Genomic DNA, 12,633 nt, shown 5'->3' with positions numbered 1-12,633 from the left:
TCCGCGTCAAGCCGGAAGGGTGTGGAGAGGTGCTGCTGAAGGGAAAAGGTGACGACGGCGATGGCACGCGGGGGGAGCCCCTCCACGTCAAGGGTAAAGCGAAGGCCTTCCTGAGACATACATTCCTCCGTGACCAGTCACGCTACCGCTGGAGGAAACCGAAGTTTCTCCTGCCTGGCATGACCTGATTGTCCTTAATATAAAAAGGGATAATTGCAGATGGAAGGAAAGAGACGAAGCGATAACACAATGGGAAGGGGGAAATTCGGAATTTGTATAAGGGTGAGAGTTAAGGGGAAAAAAGTAAAGGATGCGCCATTTAAGATCCCCAGTGCGCATAAAAAAATCCGTAAGCGGGGCGCTTCGGAGTGTTTCATAGTCACTGGACTAAAAAAGGATCCTTAACCAATCGGCATTAGCGTAAACTATGGCCGATTTTTATTAAGCGAGATAACCATGACCGACGCTTTTACTTCTGCCGACCACACCCTGGACGCACTGGGCCTGCGTTGCCCGGAGCCGGTGATGATGGTGCGCAAAACCGTTCGCAACATGCAGCCGGGTGAAACCCTGCTGGTGATTGCAGACGACCCGGCAACGACGCGCGATATTCCAGGATTTTGTCGTTTTATGGAACACGAGTTGGTGGCGCTTGAAACGGCCTCACTGCCGTACCGGTATCTGCTGCGTAAAGGGCAATAAATTCTCTTTAAGCGTGTCTGTTTTTATCCAGTTTGCGATCTCTGACACCAATCTAAACCACCGTTTCATTTTTTGGCGCTTTTTGTGAGGCGCTTCACCCTCCCTTTTCCAGCGGTAGACTAGTTTTTAAGCGTAAAAATAAAACATTGTTTTAACATTTACCGCTTCCTACCCTGGAGAAGACCCGATGAAAACGACTATCAAGCCGTTGCTGGCCGCGTTGTGCCTGTCCTCCGTGTCACTGTTATTTGTTGCCAACGTTAACGCCCAGACGATTAAAGCCGCCGATGTGCACCCGGAAGGTTATCCCAATATTGTTGCCGTCCAAAAAATGGGAGAAAAACTTAAACAACAAACGGACGGTAAGCTGGAGATAAAAGTCTTCCCCGGCGGTGTACTGGGCGATGAAAAACAGATGATTGAGCAGGCGCAAATGGGCGCTATTGATATGATTCGCGTCTCTATGGCCCCGGTGGCCGCCATTCTCCCGGATATCGAAGTCTTCACGCTACCCTATGTATTCCGTGATGAAGACCATATGCACAAGATCATTGATGGCGATATCGGTAAGCAGATCGGCGATAAGCTGACCGCCAATCCTAAGTCCCGGCTGGTTTTCCTTGGCTGGATGGACTCCGGCACGCGTAACCTCATCACGAAAAAACCGGTGGTGAAGCCTGAAGATTTGCAGGGGATGAAAATCCGCGTTCAGGGCAGTCCCGTGGCCCTGGCGACGTTAAAACAGATGGGTGCTAACTCGGTAGCAATGGGCGTAAGCGAGGTGTACAGCGGCATGCAAACGGGCGTTATTGATGGTGCGGAAAATAACCCACCGACGTTTATTGCCCATAACTATATGCCGATTGCCAAAAACTATACCCTCAGCGGTCACTTTATTACCCCCGAAATGTTGCTCTACTCCAAAGTGAAATGGGACAAACTCAGCGCGGATGATCAGAAAAAAATCCTGACGCTCGCGCGTGAAGCCCAGTTCGAACAGCGCAAACTCTGGGACGCTTATAACCAGCAGGCACTGGAAAAGATGAAAGCGGGTGGCGTGCAATTTCATGACATCGACAAAGCGGTGTTTATCAAAGCAACAGAGCCGGTGCGCGCCCAGTATGGCGACAAGCATCAGGATCTGATGAACGCTATCGCTAACGTTAAATAACCCCCACTTTTTGCGGAGAATGTATGTCAGAACTCTACTCTAAGTGGATGGATCGCCTGTACCTGCTCGCCATGACGATAGCTGGCCTGGCGCTTCTGGTAATGACCATCGTGATTCCCATTGGCATCTTTTCGCGCTACGTGCTCAATCGTGGCGAGTCCTGGCCGGAACCTGTTGCCATTATCTGCATGGTGACCTTTACGTTCATTGGCGCGGCGGTAGGTTACCGCGCCGGTTCCCATATTGCGGTCAACATGCTCACGGACCGCCTGCCGGAGACGCTGAAGACACTTTGCGCACGGCTTGTCGATCTGCTGATGCTGCTGATCTCAGCGATCATGTGCTGGTACAGCTACTGGCTGTGTGTTGAGCTCTGGGAGCAACCGGTTGCGGAATTTCCCATCCTTACCTCTGGCGAAAGTTATCTGCCGTTGCCGGTAGGGTCGGCAATTCTGATCCTGTTTGTGCTCGAACGGTTGTTCTTCGGGCCACAGGAACATCGTCCGGTCGTGCTGATTGGCAATCACGGTTAAGGGGTGAACTATGGACGCATTTGTTTTGTTATTCACCCTCGCCATCCTGCTGGCGCTGGGTATGCCGGTAGCCTTTGCCGTGGGGTTAAGCGCCGTTGCCGGCGCGTTGTGGATAGATCTTCCGCTTGAAGCGTTGATGATTCAGATAACCAGCGGGGTGAATAAATTTACGCTGCTGGCCATTCCGTTCTTCATTCTTGCAGGAGCCATCATGGCAGAGGGCGGGATCGCACGCAGGCTGGTCAATTTCGCCTACCTGTTTGTGGGATTCATCCGTGGCGGGTTGTCGCTGGTGAATATTGTGGCATCGACCTTTTTCGGCGCGATTTCCGGCTCCTCGGTGGCCGATACCGCCTCAATCGGCAGCGTCATGATCCCGGAGATGGAAAAGAAGGGCTACCCGCGCGAATACGCGGCGGCCGTCACCGCCAGCGGGTCGGTGCAGGCGATTTTGATCCCGCCCAGCCATAACTCCGTTATCTATTCGCTGGCGGCAGGAGGCACGGTGTCCATTGCCACGCTGTTTATCGCTGGCGTGCTGCCGGGGTTGTTGCTGGGACTGTGTCTGATGCTGTTGTGTCTTGGCTTTGCTCACAAGCGCGGTTATCCGAAAGGGGAGCGCATTCCCTTTAAGCAGGCCATCAGAACGTTCATTGATGCGTTATGGGGGTTGATGACGGTAGTCATTATTCTCGGGGGCATTCTCTCGGGGATATTTACCGCTACCGAATCTGCGGCTGTTGCCTGCCTGTGGGCTTTCTTCGTTACCATGTTCATCTATCGGGATTACAAGTGGAGTGAACTGCCGAAGCTGATGTGTCGTACCGTGAAGACCGTCACCATCGTGATGATACTTATCGGGTTTGCTGCCGCTTTTGGCGCGGTCATGACCTATATGCAGCTCCCGGTACGTATCACCGAATTTTTCACCTCTTTGTCAGATAACAAATACGTCATTCTGATGTATCTCAATATCATGCTGTTACTGATTGGCACCCTGATGGATATGGCACCGATCATTTTGATCCTGACCCCCGTGCTGTTGCCGGTGACGAACTCACTGGGGATTGATCCGGTTCACTTTGGCATGATCATGATGGTTAACCTTGGGATCGGATTGATTACGCCTCCCGTCGGATCGGTGTTGTTTGTTGCCAGTGCGGTGAGTAAGCAGAAGATTGAAACGGTGGTGAAAGCGATGCTGCCGTTTTATGCGATGCTGTTGATTGTGCTGGGGCTGGTGACGTATGTACCGGCCATTTCCCTGTGGCTACCGGGGGTGCTGGGTATGCAGTAACGGATGTCCTCTCCTGCGGGGAGGGAATCCCCACGTCGGTCCCCTCTCCCTTGAGGGAGAGGGTCAGGGTGAGGGGGAAAATGCAGCTCTGATGGTCATTCCGTTCACTTCATGTTCCTTGCTTTTCTGTCACGCCAGAACCCGTGAACGTGCCAGGGTGGTTCACCGCCACCACCCTGGCGACCCGGGCTCCCGGCCAGGAAAATCGCCGCTGCGCGGTCCACGCAGCTTCTCCTTCAGGCTAATCGGGGACGGGCGAAGGTAACGTCCCTGTAAAGTCGCCCTCGCCGCGCATCCCTGCGCGTCGCCCCGGCCTTACGGATACGCTTCGTCGATTTTCAGCCGGACCCTGTCATCGCTGTAACTGTTTATTCTCATTCAACAATGAAATCGCTGTAAAACGTAATACTACAGGGGCTCCCTCTCCCACGGGGAGAGGGAGCAGACACTAAAAACGGCACCCGGTGGTGCCGTTTTGCTTTTACCTTCGCAGAAGCCGCAGGGCATTTGCTGTAACCAGCACGGTAGCACCGGTATCGGCCAGCACCGCCAGCCATAATCCGGTCATCCCGAGCAACGTGGTCACCAGGAAGATGGCTTTCAGCCCCAGCGCAAGGGCGATATTCTGGCGAATGTTGGCCTGTGTGGCGCGGGCGAGTGTAATCATCTGCGCCAGACCGACGAGGCGGTTATGGGTCAGGGCAGCGTCGGCCGTTTCCAGGGCCACGTCCGTCCCGCTGCCCATGGCAATGCCGATGGTGGCTGCCTTCATGGCGGGCGCGTCATTAATACCGTCGCCGACCATTGCCAGCGGTGCCTGTTTATTCAACGCAATGACCGCGTTAACTTTATCTTCCGGCAGCAGACCGGCGCGAAAATCCATCGTCAGCTCACCGGCAATCGTTGCAGCCGCCCGCGGGTTATCGCCGGTCAGCATCACCCCCTGTACTCCCAGCGCCCCCAGCGCAGCAATGGCTTCACGCGCGTCTTCGCGCAGGGTGTCGCGCAGGGCAATCGCCCCCATCACCGTCCCTTCTCGCAGCACCACAATCACCGTTTCGCCCTGGTTTTCCTGATGACGAATTGTCGAGAGCAGACTCTCTTCGAGTAAAATATCAGCCAGTTTATCCGGTGCGCTCAGGCGTATGGACTCTCCGTTAACCTGTGCTTCAATCCCTCTGCCTGCCAACGCACGCTGGTTTTCAGCCTGCGGCAGAACCAACTGGCGCGCCTCAGCTTCACGCAAAATGGCCTGCGCAAGAGGGTGAGTCGAACCTTGTTCAACGGCCGCAGCCAGCATCAGCAGTGTGTCTTCACGGCTACCCGCAAGCGGGTAAATGCCGGTGACATTCGGTCTGCCCACGGTCAGGGTGCCGGTTTTATCGAAGGCAATCTGCTTAACGGATGCCAGTTGCTCCAGCGCAGCCCCCCCTTTTATAAGTGCCCCGTGACGGCTGGCGGCGGCAAGACCAGAGGTAATCGCCGCCGGAGTCGAAATAACCAACGCGCATGGACAGCCTATCAGCAGCAGCGTCAGCCCTTTGTAGATCCACCCCAGCCACGCGTCACCCAGCATCAACGGCGGCACGACAGCCACCAGCAGAGCCACCACCATGATAGCGGGGGTGTAAATCCGGCTGAAGCGGTCGATAAAGCGTTCGATGGGCGCACGGCGTTCTTCTGCCTCTTCAATCAGCTTCAGGATACGGTCGATGGCGCTTTCGCCAGGCCCGGAGACCACCTCAAGCGTCACCAGGCGGTCAACGCTGGTGGCGCCCGCCGGAATGCTGTCACCGGTGACATGTTCCACAGGCAGGGATTCACCGGTTAGCGCGCTCTCATCAAAGCTTGCAAAGGGGGAGAGCAATTTACCGTCTGCCGGTAAACGCCCGCCGGCCGGGACTTCAATCATATCGCCGGGACGCAGCATCTGAGCGGTGACGCTTTCGCGCTTACCGTTCACCAGGCGGATGGCGGTGTCAGGTTTTAGCGCCATTAGTGCGCTGACGCCACGACGGGCACGGCTGGCGGCCCAGCCTTCGAGTCGTTCCCCCACGAGGAACAGCAGCAGAACCATCGCCGCTTCTGCGGTAGCGCCGATAAACAACGCCCCAATGGCGGCCACGCTCATCAGCGTTTCAATGGCAAACCAACTGCCGCTGCGCATCAGGCGTAATGCCTGGCGGGCAATCGGGAACAAGCCCACCAGGGTGGTGATGATAAAGGCTGCCTGACCAAGGGGATGGTTAACCTGCTCCAGCAGCCAGCTTACGCTCATCATCAGGATCAGCAGGACAAGCGGTAGATTCTCTCGCAGGCGTGATGGAGCGGGTTCATGGGGGGCATGTTCACCTTTAAGACTGTACCCTGCCTCGCTTACCGCCTTTTCGACCTGCGCGCGTACATCCTCCCCGGCGGTGACGGTGAGTTTTTCCGTGGCAAAGGCCACCTGGACCTGAAGGATGCCGTCAATCTGCCGGACGGCGTTCTCTACTTTACGTGCACAGGCACCACAATCCATACCTGAGACAAGCCAGCTGTAACGTTTGCCTTCGCCTGCCTCCGTTGTTATCGGTGGGGCGTCACAGGTTTCACTGCATTCACACGCAGAGGGCGGCGAAGCGACAGGACGCAGCTTCAGGCTCGCAAACTGAGGGGTTTTCGTTGGGATCGGGGCAGGCATGGCATCCTCCGGTGAATGATAATTTTCTCATTAACCGGAGGATACACTTTGGAGTCGACTCCAGAGTCAAGCGTTTTATATATACAGCGAACGCACAATCAAAAAGTGACCAGCAAAATAGCAGGCGGCGGAGATAGCATTGTCAGCCCGGAAACGGCGACGGTAATGGCTACCCAGCCAGACCACATTGCTGATAAGCAGCAGAGCGGCACCGACGAAGGCAGAGAGCGCCGGGCTGGTAGGACGGAAGAACCAGAGCTCACCGGCCAGCCACACCATGACCAGCGTCATGGCGATAAAGGTGCACACTGGCGCACGCAACGTTTCCAGGCGCGACCAGATGACGGCCATTAACACCGCGCCAATGACCAGCAATACCAGCGGCAGCGGCCAGAAGAACGACAGCGTCATTTGGCTGGCGAAGTAGATGGTGTACAGCAGGTGGGCGAGGAAAAATGCACCAATAGCATAAAGAAGTTGCTGGCGCGGAAGAAGCGTCAGGGCGTCACCTACCAGCGATGCACAAAGCCCGGCCAGGACCAGATAGCTGATGGCATCGAACATCGGGGCCTGCCAGGCGAGCAGCAGAAGTAACAGCAGTGTGACGGGTTTAAAGACCCAGCGTTGCCATGTGGGCCCACGATAGGAGGCATCCACATACAGCCAGGCGGAGAAACAGACAGCAATAAATGACCAAAGCATAATAAGTCCCTGAATCCGTTATTGTATCGCGAGCACCATGCCCACGGCTCTTATTCTGAGTTTAGTGGTCACGGCGGGCGAATGACAATGTTACGGAAGGCAGGGGAATCTTAAAAAAGCGTGTTTATCTTTTTGCCTTGAGCTTTTTTAGCCAGATGAGCAGTTCAAAAACGCCAAACAGGAAGATACGAAACTCTTCCCAGCGGGTCATCTGCGGGCCCTCTTTTGGCAACGTTTTTTTCATCATCGTGGCCTGTAGCGCGTGCATAAACACGGTGAAGAACAGGGCGACGTTAACGAAGATGTTTAATGGCTTCGGGAACGGAGAAAAGAGGTTTAGCAGGAGAAATCCCCAGACAAACAGCATCAGCAGACGCCCGAGGTTAATCATTATGTTCATCGTTCACTCCTTGTGATTTACGCAGATATAAGCGGTAGGCAACCTGACCGGCGACCTTTTCACGATGCAGGCTCCAGTTCTCCGGAACCGGCGGCAGCCCATTCTCCACTTCGCTTTCCACATAGATTAGCGCGTCATCCGCAAGCCAGCCGTTAATTTCCAGAAGGGAAAGCGTCTCTTCGAGCAGGCCTTTACGAAACGGCGGATCGACGAAGACGATGTGATGCGGCGTGCCCGGCTGGGCAAGAAACGCCAGCGTATTGCCGGTGAAGACCTTGCCGTTGGTCGCTTTCAGGGTGGTGAGGTTTTGCTGCAGCTGCAGCGCGACGCCACGCTCCATTTCGAGCAGCGTGGCGCTGGCGGCATAGCGGGACAGCGCTTCTAAACCCAGCGCGCCGCTGCCGGCAAAGCAGTCAAGGCAATGTGCATCAACCATGGAGGGTGCCAGCCAGTTGAACAGGGTTTCACGCACGCGGTCGGTGGTAGGGCGCAGGCCAGGACTGTCTGGTACAGGGAGTTTTCGTCCACGCCATTGTCCGCCAATGATGCGGATTTGGCCGGTGGTGGCCCGAGTGGGTTTCTTCATGGTCTTCGCTTTGCTCATCATTTCGGCCTGCTATTCTAGCGGCGTGTCGCGCGGCGCGAAACCTTAATCCGCAGGCGGTGAAGCATGTTCAGGAAAGTGATAGACTATTTAGCTAATTACATTTTTTTAGCCCCGGCTACGGCAATGTGGGCTTGTGCCATAAATTAACCGCGGGAGTATGGTCGCAAATGGCAAATGAAAAGAAACGTGGCTTTTTCTCCTGGCTCGGCTTTGGTCAAAAGGAACAGGAAAAAGAAGAAGTAAAAGAAGAAGTAAAAGAAGAGGTTGCGCAAGAGGTTCAGGAGCAGGACGCTGAGCCGCCCGTCGACACGCAGACCCCCGAACCGGCAAAGGAGAGCGAGGCCTTCGCGCAAGAGATTGTGGAGGTCACGGAGCAACTGGTTGAGCAGGAAGTTGCGCCAGAGGCAGCAGATGTTGCGCAGCCAGCGGCAGTAGAGACTGCGGCAGAAGAGACTGCGGCAGTAGAGCACGAAGCGCTACCCTTGCCCGAAGAGGTGTCAGAGCCAGACATTGCTGAAGACGAGTGGCAGCCTGAGCAGGAGAGCCCAGAGGAAGAGGCGCTGATCGGTGAAGAAGAGCTGGAAGCTCAGGCGCTCGCTGCCGCTGCCGCCGAAGAGGCACTGGTGGTGGTGCCGGTTGAAGAACCCGTGCAAGAAGCGCCGGATGCGGCGGTCGACGAACCGGTGGAAGAGGCCGTTGTTGAGCAAGAGAAGCCCACCAAAGAAGGGTTTTTCGCGCGGCTTAAACGCAGCCTGATCAAAACTAAAGAAAACCTCGGTTCCGGATTTATCAGTCTGTTCCGTGGTAAAAAAATCGATGATGATCTTTTTGAAGAGCTCGAAGAACAACTGTTAATTGCTGACGTTGGGGTGGAAACCACCCGTAAAATTATCACCAATCTGACAGAAGGCGCTTCACGTAAGCAGCTGCGCGACGCGGAAGCACTCTATGGTTTGCTCAAAGAAGAGATGAGTGACATCCTTGCCAAAGTGGATGAGCCGCTGAATGTAGAAGGCAAAACTCCCTTTGTTATTCTGATGGTTGGCGTTAATGGTGTGGGTAAAACCACCACCATCGGTAAACTGGCGCGCCAGTTCGAACAGCAGGGTAAATCGGTGATGCTGGCAGCCGGTGACACCTTCCGTGCCGCTGCCGTTGAGCAGCTGCAGGTATGGGGTCAGCGTAACAATATCCCGGTTATTGCCCAGCATACGGGCGCGGATTCCGCGTCGGTGATTTTCGATGCCATCCAGGCGGCGAAAGCGCGCCATGTGGATGTACTGATTGCAGATACCGCCGGGCGTTTGCAAAATAAAGCGCACCTGATGGAAGAGCTGAAAAAGATCGTCCGTGTGATGAAAAAGCTCGACGAAAATGCGCCGCATGAAGTCATGCTGACTATTGATGCCAGCACCGGGCAGAATGCGGTAAGCCAGGCCAAACTGTTCCATGAGGCCGTTGGCCTGACAGGAATCACCCTGACCAAGCTGGATGGAACCGCTAAGGGTGGCGTCATCTTCTCGGTGGCGGATCAGTTTGGTATTCCTATCCGTTACATCGGGGTTGGCGAACGAATTGAGGACCTGCGTCCGTTTAATGCGGGCGATTTTATTGAGGCACTTTTTGCCCGAGAGGATTAACAATGATTCGCTTTGAACACGTCAGCAAAGCCTATCTCGGTGGGAGACAAGCGTTGCAGGGAGTCACGTTTCACCTGCAACCGGGCGAGATGGCATTTCTGACCGGCCACTCCGGCGCGGGGAAAAGTACCCTGCTTAAGCTTATCTGTGGCATCGAGCGGCCGAGTGCCGGGAAAATCCTGTTCAGTGGGCATGATATTACGCGCCTGAAAAACCGCGAAGTGCCATTTCTGCGTCGGCAGATTGGCATGATTTTCCAGGATCACCATCTCCTGATGGACAGAACGGTGTATGACAATGTGGCTATCCCGCTCATCATCGCGGGTGCCAGCGGCGACGATATCCGCCGCCGTGTTTCTGCGGCGCTTGATAAAGTAGGCCTGCTCGACAAAGCGAGAAATTTCCCGATTCAACTTTCCGGGGGTGAGCAGCAGCGCGTGGGGATTGCCCGTGCGGTGGTCAACAAGCCTGCAGTGCTACTGGCAGATGAACCAACCGGTAACCTGGACGAAGCCCTCTCCGAGGGGATTTTACGTCTTTTTGAGGAGTTTAATCGTGTTGGGGTAACAGTGTTAATGGCAACGCACGACCTGGGGCTTATCTCCCGTCGTTCGTACCGCATGCTGACCCTGAGCGATGGCCACTTGCATGGAGGCCTGGCGGGTGAATAAGCGCGACGCAATCAATCAAATCCGGCAGTTTGGCAGCAAATTAGATCGCTTGCGTAAATCGGCAGGCGGGCCGGGCGAGGCGGGTCGTAATGCCCCGCGCCGGGGTAAAACACCACCCAAACCGAACTCCCGTAAAACCAATGTGTTTAACGAGCAGGTACGCTACGCCTTCCAGGGGGCATTGCAGGATCTAAAAAGTAAGCCATTTGCGACCTTCCTGACGGTGATGGTCATTGCCATCTCCCTGACGCTGCCAAGCGTCTGCTACATGGTTTACAAAAACGTCAATGAGGCTGCATCTCAGTATTATCCCTCTCCGCAAATCACCGTTTACTTCGATAAGTCGCTGGACGATGATGCGGCGGCGCAGGTTGTCGGGCAGTTACAGTCAGAGCAGGGGGTGGAGAAGGTCAACTACCTCTCCCGTGAGGATGCGCTGGGGGAGTTCCGTAACTGGTCAGGTTTTGGCGGCGCGCTGGATATGCTGGAAGAAAATCCGCTGCCCGCTGTTGCCGTTGTGGTCCCGAAACTGGACTTTCAGAGCACTAACTCACTCAATACCCTGCGCGATCGCATTTCGCAACTGCACGGCATTGATGAAGTGCGTATGGATGACAGCTGGTTTGCTCGTCTGGCTTCGCTAACGGGGCTGGTGGGGCGTGTGTCCGCGATGATCGGTGTGCTGATGGTGGCGGCCGTCTTCCTCGTCATTGGTAACAGCGTGCGCCTGAGCATCTTTTCCCGTCGTGACACCATTAACGTGCAGAAACTGATTGGCGCAACGGACGGCTTTATTCTGCGACCTTTCCTGTATGGCGGAGCCCTTCTCGGTTTCAGCGGCGCGTTTCTCTCCCTCATTCTTTCTGAGATTCTGGTGATGCGCCTCTCATCAGCCGTGACGGAAGTGGCAAAGGTGTTTGGCACGCAGTTTGAGCTTAGCGGCCTCTCGTTTGACGAGTGTTTACTCCTTTTACTGGTGTGTTCAATGATTGGATGGGTGGCCGCCTGGCTTGCAACTGTGCAACATTTACGTCACTTTACTCCACAGTAAAAAATCTCTGATATACTCTTTCCCTGCAATGCAGTATTCCCGTAGCAGGGAAAGCGTATAACTCATATCTCCCTTTTCCTGCCCCGGCTTTTCATACTTATGTCACATTTTGTGCCTAATTTATTCACAACCCGACCCGGAACTTGTGGATAAAATCACTGTCTGATACAAGAGTGGATGATATTCTCGTTGCTCATTAACGCTGGCATGTTTGTTGCCTGATGGGGACAGACCGCCGCCAGTTGGATGTAAATTGAGAGGATTTGAATGACCAAAGAAATGCAATCTTTAGCTTTAGCCCCTGTTGGTAACCTGGAGTCTTACGTCCGGGCCGCTAAAGCATGGCCGATGTTGACGGCTGATGAAGAAAGGGCACTGGCTGAAAAGCTGCATTACCAGGGCGATCTGGAAGCAGCTAAGACGCTGATCCTGTCACACCTGCGCTTTGTTGTTCATGTTGCTCGTAACTATTCGGGCTATGGCCTGCCGCAGGCCGACCTGATTCAGGAAGGCAATATCGGCCTGATGAAAGCCGTGCGTCGTTTCAACCCGGAAGTGGGTGTGCGTCTGGTCTCTTTCGCCGTGCACTGGATCAAAGCCGAAATTCATGAGTACGTGCTGCGTAACTGGCGCATTGTGAAAGTTGCTACCACTAAGGCGCAGCGTAAGCTGTTCTTTAACCTGCGTAAAACTAAGCAGCGTCTGGGCTGGTTTAATCAGGATGAAGTAGAAATGGTGGCCCGCGAGCTGGGCGTCAGCAGCAAAGATGTGCGTGAGATGGAATCCCGTATGTCGGCGCAGGATATGGCATTTGATATGTCCTCCGACGACGATTCCGAAAGCCATGCAGTTGCGCCGGTGCTTTACCTGCAGGATAAATCTTCTAACTTTGCTGACGGCATTGAAGACGATAACTGGGAAGAGCAGGCCGCGAATAAACTGACGGATGCAATGGAAGGTCTTGACGAACGTAGTCAGGATATTATCCGCGCCCGCTGGCTGGACGACGACAATAAGTCCACGCTTCAGGAACTGGCTGACCGTTACGGTGTTTCCGCTGAGCGTGTGCGTCAGCTTGAAAAGAACGCCATGAAAAAACTGCGTGCGGCCATCGAAGCGTAAATCACGCGCGCATCAAGGAGCCGGGTTAAGCGAAAGCGACCCGGCTTTTTGCTT

Annotated in this window: 12 protein-coding genes; 8 read left to right on the top strand and 4 right to left on the bottom strand. The window is 54.8% G+C overall.

Features of this window, described 5'->3' with window-relative positions; translation table 11 throughout:
- The first annotated feature begins 456 nt into the window (after positions 1-456).
- From tusA to KXR87_RS20950, 4 genes are all read left to right on the top strand, one after another.
- A complete protein-coding gene (gene tusA, locus KXR87_RS20965) occupies positions 457-702 on the top strand; it encodes a sulfurtransferase TusA (protein WP_437434148.1) in 246 nt (81 codons plus the stop codon).
- Positions 703-889: 187 nt separating this feature from the next.
- Positions 890-1,873, top strand: a complete 984-nt coding sequence (locus KXR87_RS20960; RefSeq protein WP_437434147.1) for a TRAP transporter substrate-binding protein — start codon at positions 890-892, stop codon at positions 1,871-1,873.
- A gap of 23 nt (positions 1,874-1,896) precedes the next feature.
- Positions 1,897-2,406 carry a TRAP transporter small permease gene (locus KXR87_RS20955; RefSeq protein WP_437434146.1) on the top strand — a complete coding sequence of 170 codons (510 nt, stop codon included), beginning with the start codon at positions 1,897-1,899 and terminating at the stop codon, positions 2,404-2,406.
- 10 nt (positions 2,407-2,416) lie between these two features.
- Entirely contained in the window at positions 2,417-3,703 is a 1,287-nt protein-coding gene (locus KXR87_RS20950; RefSeq protein WP_437434145.1) for a TRAP transporter large permease, read from the top strand.
- 481 nt (positions 3,704-4,184) lie between these two features.
- On the opposite strand, the gene zntA is transcribed toward KXR87_RS20950, so the two are convergent.
- The 4 genes from zntA to rsmD all read right to left on the bottom strand — a co-directional run bounded on the left by zntA (position 4,185) and on the right by rsmD (position 8,074).
- Positions 4,185-6,386: a Zn(II)/Cd(II)/Pb(II) translocating P-type ATPase ZntA gene (gene zntA / locus KXR87_RS20945; protein WP_437434144.1), complete on the bottom strand. Its 2,202-nt coding sequence runs from the start codon at positions 6,384-6,386 to the stop codon at positions 4,185-4,187.
- Positions 6,387-6,461: 75 nt separating this feature from the next.
- Positions 6,462-7,088, bottom strand: coding sequence for a lysoplasmalogenase (locus KXR87_RS20940; protein ID WP_437434143.1), 627 nt, complete (start codon positions 7,086-7,088; stop codon positions 6,462-6,464).
- 124 nt (positions 7,089-7,212) lie between these two features.
- Positions 7,213-7,482, bottom strand: a complete 270-nt coding sequence (locus tag KXR87_RS20935) for a DUF1145 family protein (RefSeq protein WP_437434149.1) — start codon at positions 7,480-7,482, stop codon at positions 7,213-7,215.
- Positions 7,472-8,074: a 16S rRNA (guanine(966)-N(2))-methyltransferase gene (gene rsmD / locus KXR87_RS20930; protein ID WP_437434142.1), complete on the bottom strand. Its 603-nt coding sequence runs from the start codon at positions 8,072-8,074 to the stop codon at positions 7,472-7,474. The genes KXR87_RS20935 and rsmD overlap by 11 nt, the downstream gene beginning before the upstream one ends.
- Before the next feature lie 188 nt (positions 8,075-8,262).
- On the opposite strand from rsmD, the gene ftsY reads away from it, so the two are divergent.
- From ftsY to rpoH, 4 genes are all read left to right on the top strand, one after another.
- Positions 8,263-9,735 (top strand): signal recognition particle-docking protein FtsY, encoded by a 1,473-nt coding sequence (gene ftsY / locus KXR87_RS20925; protein WP_437434141.1) that lies wholly within the window; start codon positions 8,263-8,265, stop codon positions 9,733-9,735.
- 2 nt (positions 9,736-9,737) lie between these two features.
- On the top strand, positions 9,738-10,406 hold the full coding sequence (gene ftsE / locus KXR87_RS20920; RefSeq protein WP_437434140.1) for a cell division ATP-binding protein FtsE: 669 nt from the start codon (positions 9,738-9,740) through the stop codon (positions 10,404-10,406).
- Complete coding sequence (gene ftsX, locus KXR87_RS20915; RefSeq protein ID WP_437434139.1) at positions 10,399-11,457, top strand: permease-like cell division protein FtsX; 1,059 nt, start codon at positions 10,399-10,401, stop codon at positions 11,455-11,457. The genes ftsE and ftsX overlap by 8 nt, the downstream gene beginning before the upstream one ends.
- A gap of 267 nt (positions 11,458-11,724) precedes the next feature.
- Positions 11,725-12,579 (top strand): RNA polymerase sigma factor RpoH, encoded by an 855-nt coding sequence (gene rpoH / locus KXR87_RS20910; protein ID WP_437434138.1) that lies wholly within the window; start codon positions 11,725-11,727, stop codon positions 12,577-12,579.
- Positions 12,580-12,633: the final 54 nt, after the last annotated feature.

Origin of the sequence: Yokenella regensburgei (genome assembly GCF_051486985.1) — a bacterium.
In the GTDB taxonomy this organism is placed as follows: domain Bacteria; phylum Pseudomonadota; class Gammaproteobacteria; order Enterobacterales; family Enterobacteriaceae; genus CBFFRJ01.
The sequence above is the reverse complement of the archived record's forward strand: the minus strand, read 5'-3'. Positions and strand labels throughout refer to the sequence as shown.